This is a genomic window from Streptomyces curacoi (assembly GCF_001513975.1).
Lineage (GTDB): Bacteria > Actinomycetota > Actinomycetes > Streptomycetales > Streptomycetaceae > Streptomyces > Streptomyces curacoi.
In genome coordinates, this window is the sequence record NZ_KQ947993.1 from 88,660 (window position 1) to 103,023 (window position 14,364).

General features: G+C 70.5%; 12 protein-coding genes and 2 pseudogenes. 6 read left to right on the forward strand and 8 right to left on the reverse strand.

The features are described from left to right. The first annotated feature begins 35 nt into the window (after positions 1-35). From AQI70_RS30290 to exaC, 3 genes are all read left to right on the forward strand, one after another. Positions 36-674: an N-acetylmuramoyl-L-alanine amidase gene (locus tag AQI70_RS30290; RefSeq protein WP_062155650.1), complete on the forward strand. Its 639-nt coding sequence runs from the start codon at positions 36-38 to the stop codon at positions 672-674. 42 nt (positions 675-716) lie between these two features. After that, entirely contained in the window at positions 717-2,030 is a 1,314-nt protein-coding gene (locus tag AQI70_RS30295; RefSeq protein ID WP_079051546.1) for a GAF domain-containing protein, read from the forward strand. A 341-nt stretch (positions 2,031-2,371) separates the two neighbouring features. Next, the gene (exaC, locus tag AQI70_RS30300) at positions 2,372-3,895 is read left to right on the forward strand and encodes an acetaldehyde dehydrogenase ExaC (RefSeq protein ID WP_062155652.1); all 1,524 of its coding nucleotides are present in this window, start codon (positions 2,372-2,374) and stop codon (positions 3,893-3,895) included. Positions 3,896-4,028: 133 nt separating this feature from the next. On the opposite strand, the gene AQI70_RS40410 is transcribed toward exaC, so the two are convergent. The 3 genes and pseudogenes from AQI70_RS40410 to AQI70_RS30310 all read right to left on the reverse strand — a co-directional run bounded on the left by AQI70_RS40410 (position 4,029) and on the right by AQI70_RS30310 (position 5,986). After that, on the reverse strand, positions 4,029-4,511 hold the full coding sequence (locus tag AQI70_RS40410) for a YbjN domain-containing protein (protein ID WP_062155854.1): 483 nt from the start codon (positions 4,509-4,511) through the stop codon (positions 4,029-4,031). A gap of 366 nt (positions 4,512-4,877) precedes the next feature. After that, positions 4,878-5,534 (reverse strand): annotated as a pseudogene (locus AQI70_RS40415) (caspase family protein); the annotation flags it as partial. 20 nt (positions 5,535-5,554) lie between these two features. Then, positions 5,555-5,986, reverse strand: a complete 432-nt coding sequence (locus AQI70_RS30310; RefSeq protein ID WP_244181900.1) for an effector-associated constant component EACC1 — start codon at positions 5,984-5,986, stop codon at positions 5,555-5,557. Positions 5,987-6,285: 299 nt separating this feature from the next. On the opposite strand from AQI70_RS30310, the gene AQI70_RS30315 reads away from it, so the two are divergent. Both AQI70_RS30315 and AQI70_RS30320 read left to right on the forward strand, forming a co-directional pair. After that, positions 6,286-7,527 (forward strand): cation:proton antiporter, encoded by a 1,242-nt coding sequence (locus AQI70_RS30315; RefSeq protein WP_062155654.1) that lies wholly within the window; start codon positions 6,286-6,288, stop codon positions 7,525-7,527. A 117-nt stretch (positions 7,528-7,644) separates the two neighbouring features. Beyond that, positions 7,645-9,564 carry an NAD(P)-binding protein gene (locus AQI70_RS30320; protein ID WP_062155655.1) on the forward strand — a complete coding sequence of 640 codons (1,920 nt, stop codon included), beginning with the start codon at positions 7,645-7,647 and terminating at the stop codon, positions 9,562-9,564. A gap of 14 nt (positions 9,565-9,578) precedes the next feature. Here the strand turns inward: AQI70_RS30320 and AQI70_RS37915 are convergent. Together AQI70_RS37915 and AQI70_RS30330 are read right to left on the reverse strand one after the other, a co-directional pair. Next, positions 9,579-9,863 (reverse strand): annotated as a pseudogene (locus AQI70_RS37915) (flotillin family protein); the annotation flags it as partial. 104 nt (positions 9,864-9,967) lie between these two features. Further along, positions 9,968-10,396 carry a hypothetical protein gene (locus AQI70_RS30330; protein ID WP_062155657.1) on the reverse strand — a complete coding sequence of 143 codons (429 nt, stop codon included), beginning with the start codon at positions 10,394-10,396 and terminating at the stop codon, positions 9,968-9,970. Positions 10,397-10,645: 249 nt separating this feature from the next. Between AQI70_RS30330 and AQI70_RS30335 the strand changes: the two genes are divergently transcribed. Then, on the forward strand, positions 10,646-11,704 hold the full coding sequence (locus AQI70_RS30335) for a PucR family transcriptional regulator (RefSeq protein ID WP_062155658.1): 1,059 nt from the start codon (positions 10,646-10,648) through the stop codon (positions 11,702-11,704). A 79-nt stretch (positions 11,705-11,783) separates the two neighbouring features. Here AQI70_RS30335 and AQI70_RS30340 read toward each other — a convergent pair whose 3' ends face one another. The 3 genes from AQI70_RS30340 to AQI70_RS30350 all read right to left on the reverse strand — a co-directional run bounded on the left by AQI70_RS30340 (position 11,784) and on the right by AQI70_RS30350 (position 14,331). Next, the gene (locus AQI70_RS30340; protein WP_062155659.1) at positions 11,784-12,764 is read right to left on the reverse strand and encodes an alpha/beta fold hydrolase; all 981 of its coding nucleotides are present in this window, start codon (positions 12,762-12,764) and stop codon (positions 11,784-11,786) included. Between the two features lie 182 nt (positions 12,765-12,946). After that, the gene (locus AQI70_RS30345; protein ID WP_062155660.1) at positions 12,947-13,687 is read right to left on the reverse strand and encodes a VOC family protein; all 741 of its coding nucleotides are present in this window, start codon (positions 13,685-13,687) and stop codon (positions 12,947-12,949) included. Positions 13,688-13,842: 155 nt separating this feature from the next. Next, entirely contained in the window at positions 13,843-14,331 is a 489-nt protein-coding gene (locus tag AQI70_RS30350; protein ID WP_062155661.1) for a flavin reductase family protein, read from the reverse strand. Positions 14,332-14,364: the final 33 nt, after the last annotated feature.

The window sequence follows — 14,364 nt, forward strand, 5'->3', positions numbered from 1 at the left end:
CCCGACCCACCTCGACACCGAAAGGCCATCCCCTCTTGGAACGCGCAAGACCACGCCTCAGCCGACGCCGAGTCCTCCAAGGCACCGCCCTCGCCGCCGTCCCCTACGCCCTGCTGCCCGAAACGCGGGCCGGAGCGCATGTCCCGGGTCCGGACCACCCGCTCGCCGAGTGGCAGCCGGCGAGCACCGGCAACTACACGGTGGCGAACCGCCCCCTGTCCCATCCCGTCGACCGGGTGATCATCCACGTGACACAGACCACCTATCCCAAAACCCTGATCGTCTTCCAGAACCCCAAGAAGCAGGTGTCCGCCCACTACGTCGTCCGGTCGGCCGACGGACACACCTCCCAGTGCGTGCGCGAGGCGGACATCGCCTGGCACGCCGGGAACTGGGAGCACAACACGCGCAGCATCGGCATCGAGCACGAGGGCTGGGTTGACCAGCCCGCCTACTTCACCGACGTCATGTACGAGACGTCGGCCCGGCTCACGGCGGCGATCTGCGCCAGGTACGGCATCCCGAAGGACCGGGACCACATCATCGGGCACCACGAGGTGCCGGGCACGGACCACACGGATCCTGGTCCGCACTGGGACTGGACGCGCTACATACGACTGGTCAACTCCGCTGAGGCTCGCACGGCTGCGCCGGTGCGCCCATCGTTCGGGTGACCCCCGTCGAAGAGGTTGTCCGCGCGGGTACCGGGAGTGACGATGTCCCCAGCCGCATCGCCTTCCGGGGAGGCCGAGTTGAGCGATCCGTGGGTGGCCCTGGAGCCGGGGGCCGACCCTGCCGAGCGTGTACGAGTGCTGCGTCGTGCCCATGAGACGTTCACCGAGGTGGGCACCGTGCCGAAGCCGGTGCGGGCCGTGGTGGCCGACTCGTGGCGGCGTTCCGCGCGGGCCGGGGTGGGGCCGGACGGGTCCGCGAGCGTGGAGCTCGCGGACGGAGATCTCGGCGCCTATCGCGCGGAGCATCCGCTGGCGCGGGTGATGCCGCTGTTCCGGGAGCTGCTGGGCACGTTCGCCGCCGACGGCGAGCATCTGCTGGCGGTGTGCGACGCGCACGGCAGGCTGCTGTGGGTCGAGGGCCATCCGACGACGCGGCGCAGGGCGGGGCGGATGAACTTCGTGCCGGGTGCGCGCTGGGCGGAGACCGCCGTGGGGACGAACGCTCCGGGCACGGCGGTCGCCGTGGACCGGCCGGTTCAGGTGTTCGCGGCCGAGCACTTCATCCGCCGGGTGCAGCCCTGGACCTGTGCGGCGGCGCCGGTGCACGATCCGCGCACCGGGCGGGTGCTCGGGGCGGTGGACATCACCGGCGGCGACGGGCTGGCGCATCCGCACAGCCTGGGATTCGTGCAGGCGGTCGCGCGCGCCGCGGAGTCTCATCTGGCGCTGCTGGCTCCGCAGTTGCCCGCCGCCGACGCCCCCGAGCTGTGCGCGCTGGGTCGCGACCAGGCCCAGCTGGTCATCGGTGGCCGCCGGGTCAGGCTCAGTCGTCGGCACAGCGAGATCCTGGTGCTGCTGGCCCGCCACCCGGAGGGGATGACCGGCGACGAGCTGCTGTGCGCGCTGTACGAGGACGAGTCGGTGACGCCGGTGACGCTGCGCGCCGAACTGGCCCGCCTGCGCCGGCTTCTCGGCCCCGGACTGCTCGGCTCGCGGCCGTACCGGCTCACGGTGCCGGTCGAGTCGGACGTGGCGGTCGTCGAACGGCGCCTGGAGACCGGTGCGGTCACGGCGGCGGCCATGGCATACGCCGGCCCGTTGCTGCCCGGCTCCCAGGCACCGGCCGTAGTGCGGCTCAGGCGTCGCCTCGCCGACGGCCTCCGTACGGCACTGATCGCCCGCCGCGACCCCGACCTGCTGGCCGACTGGGCGCACGCGCCGTGGGGCGAGGACGACCTCGACGTATGGCGGGCGCTCGCCGCGGTGCGCCCGACGGCACCGGTACGGTCGCGGCTGGCCGCGCTGGAGGCAGAGCTGACGGCACCGGGCACTTGGGGGCGCCGGGCAGGGCGCTGACTGCGTCTCGGTCTGCTGGGTGCCAGCGTGCCCGAGTCGGCAGCGGCAGCCGCGGCATGACGCCGCCGGGCCACTGAGCGCATCGCCGGTCGCCGCACTGCGGGGGCGGCCGCGGCTCAGCGGCGAGTGCCGCGGCACGCCCGGCCGGTCCGGGCACCGGCCGCACGCCGGGCCAGGGCGGCGCACCAGCTGCTCGGCGCTACAGCCGCTCGGCGGCCCGCCGTCCGGCGCCGCTGCGCCGCCGGCCTCGGCCGCGCAACGTGTCTGCAACGTCCCCCTGCCTAGCCTCGCGCCGAGAGCTGCCCAACGGCGGGCAGCGCTTCTTCGGGAGGCAGAGCAGTATGACCCGTTACGCGGCACCCGGCACCGAGGGTGCGATCGTCTCCTACCAGGCGCGCTACGACCACTTCATCGGCGGTGAGTACGTGCCGCCGGTCCGGGGGCAGTACTTCGAGAACCCGTCGCCGGTGAACGGGCAGCCGTTCACCGAGATCGCGCGGGGCACGGCGGAGGACGTGGAGCGGGCTCTCGACGCGGCGCACGCGGCAGCCCCCGCGTGGGGCCGGACGTCGGTGACCGAGCGTTCCGACATCCTGCTCAAGATCGCCGACCGTATGGCGGCGAACCTGGAGCAGCTGGCGGTCGCCGAGAGCTGGGAGAACGGCAAGCCGGTCCGGGAGACGCTGGCGGCCGACATTCCGCTGGCCATCGACCACTTCCGCTACTTCGCGGGCGCGATCCGCGCCCAGGAGGGCTCGCTCGGCGAGCTCGACGACGACACGGTGGCGTACCACTTCCACGAGCCGTTGGGCGTGGTCGCGCAGATCATCCCGTGGAACTTCCCGATCCTCATGGCGACGTGGAAGCTCGCCCCGGCGCTGGCCGCCGGCAACGCGGTCGTGCTCAAGCCCGCCGAACAGACCCCCGCCTCCATCCACTTCTGGCTCAGCCTGGTCTCCGATCTGCTCCCGCCGGGCGTGGTCAACATCGTCAACGGCTTCGGCGTGGAGGCGGGCAAGCCGCTGGCCTCCAGCCCCCGGGTGGCCAAAGTGGCGTTCACGGGTGAGACCACGACCGGGCGCCTGATCATGCAGTACGCCTCGGAGAACATCACCCCGGTCACCCTCGAACTCGGCGGCAAGTCCCCGAACATCTTCTTCGACGACGTCTGGGCGACGGACGACGACTTCCGGGACAAGGCGCTCGAGGGCTTCACCATGTTCGCGCTCAACCAGGGCGAGGTGTGCACCTGCCCGTCCCGGGCGCTGGTGCAGCGCGGTCACTACGCCGAGTTCATGGAGGCGGCGATCGCCCGCACCGAGCAGATCAAGACGGGTCACCCGCTGGACACGGACACGATGATCGGCGCGCAGGCCTCCAACGACCAGTTGGAGAAGATCCTCTCCTACCTGGACATCGGCCGACAGGAGGGTGCGAGGGTCCTAACGGGCGGCGAACGCATCGAGCACGACGGCGAGTTGAAGGGCGGCTACTACGTCCAGCCGACCGTCTTCGAGGGCGACAACCGCATGCGGATCTTCCAGGAGGAGATCTTCGGGCCGGTCGTCTCGGTGACGTCCTTCGACGACTTCGACGACGCCATCAAGATCGCCAACGACACGCTGTACGGCCTGGGTGCGGGCGTATGGACGCGGGACACCAACACCGCCTACCGCGCGGGCCGCGCCATCCAGGCGGGCCGCGTGTGGACGAACTGCTACCACGCCTACCCGGCACACGCCGCGTTCGGCGGCTACAAGGGATCGGGGATCGGCCGAGAGACACACAAGATGATGCTGGAGCACTATCAGCAGACGAAGAACCTCCTGGTGTCGTACTCGCCGAAGAAGCTCGGCTTCTTCTAGACGTGCAAATAGGGCGCCTGACCGGGGCAGATGACCGTCAGGCGCCCTCCTCAGGGCGCGTCCAGCGGCGAGCGGCGAGTCGAAACTCCCAGGCGCCGGCCGAGCACGCGATCCACCGGGTGGTTCCCATGCTTTACGCGAGCCCGAGAAGCTCCGCGAGCCACTTGTCGAACTCGATGGCGGCCCGCACCCAGCTGATCGTGGAGCAAGTGAAGTGCTCCAGGGTGACGCCGGTGCCGATCAGCATCTGCGCCTCGCCGATCAGGCGGACGGTGCCGTCGTCATGCGTGTGGCTGTACACCTTGGGCCACAGCGTCCGGCGGTTCCAGTCGTCGATCGACTCCAGGAGCCGGGGCTTCTCCTCCATCGTGTGGGGCCGGTCGTAGAACGTCCGCACCGCGAAAACCAGCTCGTCGCCCTCGCCGCGGAACATGAAGTACGTACGGAACTGCTCCCACGGCGCCGCCAGGTCACCCTCGTCGTCGACGACGTACTTCAGCTCCGCCTGGTCGAGGATCTGCTGCACGAGGTCCTGATCCGGGACAACGGAGCCGGGCGGCGGCCCCGGCTGCGGCGGCTGCACCCCGAGGTTGGGAGTGGGCGTTTCGGCGGCCACTTGCGGCTGCGCCGGGAGATCGGGACGGGGTTCTGGTTCAGGCGGTGCCTCAGCCGCTGTTTGGGACGATGTCCCGTCGAGCGGCTCCGGCGTTCGCGGGCCGAGGGAAGACAAGCGCGCGGTGGCGGCGGCGGACACGAGCTTGCTGTCGTCGTCGGCGAGGTGGCGGATCTCCTCGATGACGGCGTCGCGTACGAAGTCGTTGCCGATGCGATGCAGGTGGGCGAGGCCGTCGAGTGCGGCGAGCCGGTCTGTGGCGATGGGGCTGTGCAGTCCGTTGCGCAGATAGGCGGGCAGGGTCCAGTTGATGTTCCGGGCGATGACGATGCGGCCCTCGACGTCGTCCTGCTTCTTGGGCCGCTGCTGCGGCATCTCGTCGACGACGCGATCGTGCACGTAGCCGTACAGCTCGTCGAGGGTGATGTCGCCGTCGCCGTTGAGGTCCGCGCTGCCGTCTCGTAGGCCCTCCACCAGGTAGCGGGTGAACACCGACTGCACCGCCTGACCGTGCGCACGGTTGCCTTCGAACGAGTACTGGGTCGCGTCCGACGCGGTCAGTACGGTGCGACCGCGGCCCTGGAAGCGCTGCAGCGCGTGCACCGCGGCGTCAGCCTTGGAGATCCGGCCGGCCGGGAACGCCCCGCTGTAGCAGCAGTCGAGGATCAGCACCTTTTGCTGGGAGACACAGCCCTCCATGGCCTGGTCGATCTGCTCGGCGGACAGGGCTGTGAACAGCAGGCTGTCGCGGCGGGTGTTGGACATCGCCAGGTACAGCCGGCCGTCGTCGTCCTTGAGGCCATGGCCGGTGAAGTACAGGAGGGTGAGGTCGTGGCGGCGCCGGTTGCGGTAGAAGTCGCCGATGGCCTCGCCGACGACATGATGCGGCTGGTTGACCAGGGTGGTGACTTCGAACCCGGCGATGGCCGGGTCTTTCAGCACTGCGGCAAAGGCTTCCGCGTCATGCGCGGGAGCGGTCAACTGCCGCAGGGCGCTGTCCTGGTACTCGTAGGTGGCGATGAGCATCGCCAGTCGGCGGCCCACGGCTAGCTGCCCGTGTGGCGACGGATGTACGCGTCGATCAGGGCGCTCCGCTCGGCGTCGGAGGCCCGCTCCAGTTCGATCGTGTCGCCATCGATGGTCACCGAGACACGATGCCGCGCGGCGGATCTGCCCAGCCAGTCACGTACGCTCTCGATGAGCGCTGTGAACACTCCGCCGGACGCGCTCAGCGCCACGACGATGGCTCCGAGAGTGACGGGATCAGTGCCCTTCGCAGCGTCAGGAGCCGGTGCGCCGGGCCCCGGGCGGACAGCTTCGACGTCCAGTTCGGCGATCTCGGCCCTCAGCCGGCGGACCGCCCTTTCTCCTGCTTCGGGGGCCAGCTCAGGATCAGGCGCCACGACCACAAGCACCTCCATCACATCGTCCGCTCGCTGATCCGCTGGGCGGATTGCGGATGAAACACCGTCCTGCATACGTCCGTCCCCCTGGGTGGTTGTGCGAAGCCGTACCTCACAGTGTGGCGTCAATCGGCAACGGACGGCAGCCAGATGGCGAACGGGGAAGCATGCCGAACTCAGCTGACGGGCCTCCATGTACGCGTCGGGCTACCTGCCCACCCGGTTGCCGGTGCCCGGCAAGCAGCGGGACCCCAGAGTGCCCGTCAAGAACCTGTCAGGGCCGCGTAAAGGGTGTGTAAGGTTCCCCGCGGTGTGCCGGGAAGTCTGGTCGGCGGTGTGGACGGAAGTCTCTTCGTCGATCGGGGGTCCGGATCATGGTGCTCGTCGTGGTGTTCGGTGTGGCGCTGCTCATCGCGGTGCTGCTGTCAGGGCTCGCGGCCCGGACCGTGCTCTCGACGTCCTTCCTCTTCCTCGTCGGCGGAGCCCTCGTCAGCGACGGGTTTCTGGGGCTGGTCCACATCACCCCGGACAGCGAGATCGTGTCCGTGACGGCGGATCTCGCGCTGTTCGCGGTGCTGTTCACCGACGGCATGCACGTCTCCTTTCCCAAGCTGCGGGAGAACTGGCGCAACCCGGCGCGTGCCCTCGGGCTCGGTCTGCCGCTCGCTTTCCTCGGCATGGCTCTGATCACGCACTATGCCGTCGGGCTGGACTGGACGACGTCCTTCCTCGTCGGTGCCGTACTGGCTCCCACCGACCCCGTGTTCGCCTCCGCGATCGTCGGACGCAAGGAAGTCCCGTCGAAGCTGCGGCAATTGCTGAACGTGGAGAGCGGCATCAACGACGGGCTCGCCCTGCCGGTCGTCCTCATTCTGATCGCGGCGGCCGGGCCGAGTTCCGGCAACTCCGAGGCGTCGCTGGGAAAGATCGCCCTCGAACTGGTCCTCGGACTGGTCTTCGGTGTGGTCCTGCCGTTCGTCGTGATCGAACTCGTACGGTTCCGGCTGCTGGGCGCCGAGCCCAAGCTGCAGCCGCTGCTGCCCCTGGCGATCGGCGTGATCCTCTACGCCACCTGCCACCTCACGCACGCGAACCCCTACCTCGCCGCGTTCTCCGCCGGCGCCGTTCTCACCGCACGCTCACCGGAGGCGAAGGAGGCGTTCGAGCCGTTGGGGGAAGCGCTCGCGGAGCTGGCCAAGTTCGCGGCCCTGCTGGTGTTCGGCGCGCTGCTGACCCCGCAGCTGTTCGGCGACCTGTCCTTCGGTGGATACGTCGCAGTGGTCCTGGCCATCGTGCTGATCCGCCCGGCCTCGCTGCTGCTGTCGCTGCTCGGCACGCCGTTCACTCGGCAGGAGAAGCTGGTGGCGGCCTGGTTCGGGCCGAAGGGCTTCGCCTCGGTGGTGTACGGGCTGCTGGTGCTCCAGGCCGGGATCCCGCAGGGGGCGGAGGCGTTCACGCTCATCGCCGTGTGCATCGCTTTCTCGATCGTCGCGCACAGCTCGACCGACGTGCCGATTGCCCGGCTCTTCAACGTCGAGGACATCGCCGGGGTGCCGGACGGCGACCGTGCGCCGGCGGCGCGTACCGCCGGTCAGTCGCAGCAGACAGGTGCCTGACCCGGTCCGCACACGCGGCAACCTCGCTCCCGCTGCCCGACGACCGACCGACTGGAGGTCTGCGCCGACATGACTCTGCTCACCCAGCCCCTACGTCGTGTTCCGCAGCCGGGACACATGATCGTGTGTGGGGACGACGCGCTCGCCGAGCGGCTGGCGGCCGAGCTGACGACGGTGTACCGGAAGCGGGTCACCCTGGTCGTTCCCGCCTCGAACGGCACCGGCACCGCGAACCCGACGCGTGCCTCCGCTCTGCTCGGCCGGGTGCAGGACGCCATGAGCCGTACGGCTGACACACCCGGCGGCAGCGGACAGGCTCCCCGGATGCTCGAAGCACCCGAGCTCACGGAGGCGGTGCTGGCCGAAGCGGGGGTGCGGGAGGCCGCCGCGCTGGCGCTGGTCCATGACGACGACGCGGTCAACATCCACGCGGCCCTCGCCGCCCGTCGGCTCAACCCCCGGCTGCGCCTGGTGATCAGGCTCTACAACCGCAAGCTCGGCCAGCACCTGGAGGAACTCCTCGACCAGGCCGCCGCCCTCGCGGTACCCGGACTGAACCCCGACGCTCTGGACACCTCCACCACCGTGCTGTCTGACGCGGACACGGCGGCGCCGGCGCTGGCGGCCACCGCGGTCGCCGGCACCAGCAAGGTGGTCCAGGCCGACGGGTTGCTGTTACGGGCGGTGGAACGCACCCCACCGGCTCGGGGTGAGGTGGCCGACCCCGGTCTGTGCACGCTCGCCCTCCTGTCGTCGACCACCACTGATCCCGCGGGCGCGGAGGGCTCCGAGGCGAGCGGGCGGGAGGGGCCGGAGCTGCTGCCCGACATGGCCGCGGTCGCCGCCGCGACGGGGCGCGGCACGGTGGTCCTTGAAACCGTCGCCCACACCGGCGCCGCCTCCCCGTCGGGACGCCTGGCAGGCCGGGGGCTCCCGCTTGCCTCCCTGTTCGCGCGTCGACTCCGCTGGTCACTGGCCGGGCTCGTCGCCAGCGTCCTGGGGCTTGCCGTGGCGAGCTGGCTGACCACCGACGACCACCCCCTGCACGCCGCGTACCTCACCCTCCTGGACCTGTTCGCGATCGGTGACCCCGCGATCGGCGAACCCACCGCCCGCCAGGTGCTGCAACTGTTGTCCGGGCTGGCCGGACTACTGCTGCTCCCTGTCCTGCTCGCGGCCGTCCTGGAGGGACTCGGCACCTTCCGCACGGTCTCCGCGCTGCGACGCCCGCCCCGCGGGCTGTCCGGCCATGTCGTCCTGCTCGGGCTCGGCAAGATCGGCACCCGTGTCCTGGCCCGGCTGCGGGAACTCGACATCCCGGTGGTGTGCGTGGAGGAGGACCCGGAGGCACGCGGCCTGCCCCTGGCCCGCCGCCTCCGCGTCCCCACCGTCCTCGGCGACGTCACCCAGGAAGGCGCCCTCGAAGCCGCCAAGATCCACCGTGCGCACGCCCTGCTCGCCCTCACCAGCAGCGACACCACGAACCTCGAAGCGGCCCTGTACGCACGCTCCGTCAAACCGGACCTGCGGGTCGCGCTGCGCCTGTACGACGACGAGTTCGCCACCGCGGTGTACCGCACTCTGCGTGCCGCCCACCCTCAGGCCCTGACCCGCAGCCGCAGCGTCTCCACGCTCGCCGCACCCGCCTTCGCCGGCGCCATGATGGGCCGCCAGATCCTCGGGGCCATCCCTGTCGAGCGAAGCGTCCTGCTCTTCGCCGCCCTGAACGTCGCCGGGCATCCGCAGCTGGAGGGATGCACCGTGGCCGAGTCGTTCCGGGCCGGCGCCTGGCGCGTCCTCGCCATGGACACCGCCGCCCCGGACGACCGGCTCCCGGACCTCGCTGCCACCCCGGCACACGAGGACGCCGATCGCCCTGCCGGACTCGTGTGGGACGTTCACCCGGGGTACGTCCTGCGCCCCCAGGACCGGGTGGTCGTCGCCGCCACCCGCCAGGGCCTGGCCGAGCTCCTCGGCCGGCAGCCACAGAGCGGAGCGCAGGGCGCGGGCCCGGACCGCACCGTTGGGACGGACTGAGCCGAGCAGAGGCGCGCCTCGGAGAACTTCGCGTGGAACAGCCCCTGCAGCGTGTCCCGGTCACTCGCCCGTGCGGTGCCGACGGCCTGGGCGACCTTGATGACGTCCTCCACGGTCTTGTTGACCTTCACGAAGAACGTGATCCGGATGTCGGCGCGTATGTTGTCCCGGCAGATCAGCCCGTCCTTGCCGGTCCGCGTGATCTCGATGGCCTTCACCGAGATGTCCATCACCTCGGCCTTGTGCAGCACGGGCAGCACGACCTGCCCGGTGAAGGTCACGTCGACCTTCCGCATACGTCCTTGAGGCGTAAGGGAGTTGGAGCGTGAGGGAGTTGAGGCGTAAGGGAGTTGAGACGTGAGGGAGTGATCGCGGGCCTGCGGTGGCCCGATGGCGCCGGGTGTCAGGCGGCCTGATCCAGGTGATCCCCGTGGCGGTGCCCTGCCGGGCCGAGCTCGGGCAGACCCGGTTCATCGGGAAAGAGCCGGTGCAGGGGCCGTACGAACAGGCGCGTCAGTCGCCAGGCCGCGAGCAGTGCCAGGGCCGGCACCATGAGGCGCAGCAGTCCGGTGACGGGTCCCGGCGACGTGAACGCGACCAGCACGAGAGTCCCGCCGACACTCAGCAGCCAGGCCAGAACTGTCAGCGAGGAGACGGCGACCGTCACGGGCACGCCTCCCATGCCCCACGCGCGAAGGTCCACGTCCGCGTCGAAGCTGTCGGCCGTGGTGAAGCCCGCGGCGACCAGCAGCCAGAAGCACACGATCACGACGAGGGCGGCGGTGAGCAGGATCGTGGGCAGGCCGGTGGCGACCGCCAGAGTCGTCCGCATCAACCGGCCCCCCTCTCCGCCCGCAGTGCTCGTCAGCCGTGCTCGGTGGCGCATCGCGGGCTCAGGGTTCCGGTGCCGGACGCCTGCCGGTGTCCGGCACCGGAATCCCCCGCAGTGCTCCCCGCACGTCATGGTGCACGGCACGCGCACGCCCGCGCATTGCCGGTTTCCGGCAGTGTTCACTAAGGTCAGCATGCCGGTGAAGCGCTAAGGAACCGTCATCGGCGCGTCAAGAAAGCCGGGGGCGACGTGACGGAACGGGAGATTCCCGAGCAGTATCTGGACGGCTATGCCCAAATCCTGGCCGAGGTCTCGGCCACGGGCCGCCGTCTCACCCGGGAGGAACTCACCTCCCGCCGGGCGCTCGGCGAACAGGCAGCCGACGCCGGCCACGGACTGCGCGCCCTCGTCAGCGCCCACTTGACCGTCGCCCGCACGGCCTGGCCGGACAGGCCCGGCTCGGCCGACAGCGCCCTGGCCGCCGTACACCAGGTCATAGACGCCTTCTCCGAGGGCTACGAACGCGCCCAACGCAACGCCGTACGACAGGAGGAGGCCGCCCGCCGGGAGTTCATCGACGACCTTCTCTACGGCCGGAGCGACCTGGGACGCCTGGCCGAACGCGCCGAACGCTTCGGCCTGCGCCTCTCCCGCAGCTACGCCGTGGCCGTCGCCCAGGGGCCCACCGCCTACGAGGAAGGCGACCCGGTCCCCCGTCAGGTGGAACGCGCCCTCATCTCCCGCTTCGGCGACCGCAGCATCCTGCTCACCACCAAGGACGGCCGGGTGCTCTGCATCGTCCCCGGCCACCAGGACGAGGTTCTCGCGTACTTCGCCAAGCAGGCCCATGCAGCCACCGATGGCGGCCGGGTCGCCATCGGCCGCGCGCAGCCCGGCCCCGGCGGAGTCGTCCACTCGTACGAAGAGGCGCTCAACGCCTTGGAACTGGCCGAGCGCCTGGAGCTTGACAACCCGGTACTGCACGCTGCCGACCTGCTCGTGTACCCCGTTCTGACCCGAGACCGGCAGGCCATGGCCGACCTCGTGCTGAACAGCCTCGGCCCGCTCACCACGGCTCGCGGTGGCGCCAGGCCCCTCCTCGACACTCTCACCGCCTACTTCGACTCGGGCTGCGTGGCCGCCGAGGCCGCCCGCCGCCTCTCGCTCAGCGTGCGCGCCCTGACCTACCGGCTGGAACGCATCCACAAGCTCACCGGTGCCAACCCCGCCGATGCGGCGCACCGTTACATGCTGCAGACCGCGGTGATCGGAGCCCGGCTGCTGGACTGGCCGGCCAAGGAGCTCTGACCCCGCAGCCGTACATGCCGCAGCAAGGCCCGCAGCCGGGCGGTGAGGTGATGAAGGAGAACGGCCCCGCCCGAGTGCGTCAGGCGGGCAGGGCGGCCAGCCAGTCGGTGAGTATCTGGTTGACCTCGGCGGGGCGTTCTTGCTGGATCCAGTGGCCGCAGTCGTCGAGGAGGTGCGAGGAGATCAGCCCGGGCAGCGTGGCGGGGTACGCGTTGATCGCGTCGGCCAGCCATGTGGTGGAGGCGTCCAGGCGGCCGCCGATGAACAACGACGGCTGGACGATGGGGGCTCCGTCGAAGACGGCGAGGTCTTCCCAGTCGCGATCCATGTTCCGATACCGATTCAGTGCACCGGCCAGGCCGGTCCTCTCGAACTCCCCGGCGTAGAAGTCCAGGTCGCTCTCGCCGAGCCAGGCGGGAGGCCGGCCGGCGGGGAACCGGTCACGCAGCATCCCGCCCTTGCTGACGAAGTGCGGGTCCGGAGCGTCCGGGCCGGACTGGGTGTCGCCGGACAGAGCCGCGTACAGGCCCGCGAGCCAGCCGCGCACGTCGGGCTCGATCTCGGCCTCGGCGCGGCCTGGCTGCTGGAAGTAGGAGATGTAGAACTCCTCGTCCCCGCCCATCTGTGTGAAGACCTCACTGGGCCGCGGTCCGCCGCGGGGTGTGTAGGGGACGCTGAGCAGCCCCACCGCGCGGAAGACGTCCGGTTTGATCAGCGCGGAGTTGGCGGCGATCGCCGCGCCCCAGTCGTGGCCGACGATCACGGCCGATTCCTCGCCCAGGGCATGCACCACCTCGGCGTTGTCCTCCACCAGATCGAGCATCCGGTACGCGGCCGTGTCAGCGGGCTTGGAGGAGCGGCCGTAGCCGCGGACATCGATGGCGACCGCGCGATATCCGGCCGCGGCCAGTACCGGCAGTTGGTGGCGCCAGGAGTACCAGGACTCGGGGAAACCGTGCACGAGCAGCACCAGCGGCCCGGTGCCCTGCTCCACCAGGTGGATCCGGCCTGCCGAGGAGGAGACCAGGCGGTGAGTGACGTCCGTGACGTGCAGTGTCATGAGTCCTCCGAATCCATCGGCCTGCGTGAGCCACGGCCGCCGTCGATCCGCCGTGGCCGCGGCTCAGTACCGATCATGCCGGGGGTGCCGCTGCGGGGACGAGCCTTGTTGCCGTTTCGGCAAAGCACCTCCGGGTGCCTTCGGTTCTCAGTTCACGTGTCGGGGTGTCGTCAGGGCTCGCGTCAGGACAGGGCGAGGACGCAGAACTCGTGGCCCTCCGGGTCGGCCAGGCACGTCCACGGGACGTCGCCCTGGCCGAGGTCGAGGTCGGTGGCGCCGAGGGCCCGCAGCCGGGTCACCTCCGCTGCTTTGTCGTCACCGGGGTACGGCAGCAGGTCGAGATGGACGCGGTCCGGCACGGTCTTCACGTCGGGCGTGCGGAGGAACTCGAGATACGGACCGACGCCCTTGGCGGAGCGCAACACCGCATGATCGTCCGTCACCTCGTGCAGGGCCCAGTCCATCGCCTCGCCCCAGAACCGGGCCATGGCACGCGGATCCACGCAGTCGACCACCACCGCGGCGATCGGCCCGGTGTCCCGGTAGGTCTCCCGAGGCTCAAGCACGCAGAACTCGTTGCCCTCGGGGTCGGCGAGGACCGTCCACGGCACTGTGCCCTGGCCCACGTCGGCGGGCGTCGCACCGAGAGCCTTCAGGCGTGCGACCAACTCCGCCTGATGGGCTGCGGAGGTGGTGGCGAGATCGAGGTGCACACGGTTCTTTGTCGCCGTCTTGGGTTCCGGGACGGGAACGACGTCGACACCGACGACGACCGGGTCCGGCCAGACCAAGCCGCCGGGGGGTCCCACGTAGACGGTCACGCCGGGGCTGTAGGCGCTCCAGCCGAGCGCCTCCGCCCAGAACCGGCCGACCACCGAGACATCAAGAGCCTTTATGTTCACCATCACGGGTCGCAGTGCCATGCCGGCGATCCTATGCAGCCGCTCCGCATCGGCATCCGCACCGGCGCCAAACAGAGATCAACGCGCTCACCAGCGGCGATGGCCGATCATTCGGTTCAGTGCAGCCGCGCGCAGGCCACGGGAGTGCGGCGTGGGCCCCGATGACCTCGTCGGGGTCAGTCCACCGGGTGACCGGGCGCGATCGTACGGGCGTCGTCAAGGCGCAGCAGCGGGCCGTCGTGCGCCTCGCGCTCGCCCCACTCGACCGGGTCGAGGACGAAGCCGATGTGGTCACCGCCGCCGACGCGCGTGACGATCCGGCCGACGAACCAGGCCGGCGCGTCCTGAAGGACGATGGCCCCGCCGTGCCCCTCCCGCCAGCGGACGTACTGGAACTTGTCCTCCCGGTCACCGGTGTGCCCGCCGAACAACTCGGCCAGGGCATGCTGTTCCCGGGCCAGCAGGTGCACGGTCAGGACCTGCGCGGACCGTGCCACCCGGAAGGTGTGGTTGGCCTCCGAGAGCCACACGACGAACCGCACCGGCCGGATGGAGCACTGCGAGGCGAATCCGACCAGGCAGCCGGCCCGTTCGCCGCCCGCCGTGGCCGTGACGACACACATGTCGGGGTTCAGCCGTCCGACGAACTCATCCATGTCCGCCATGCCCAAGCCGCTCCCGTCATCAGTGGCTCCGCC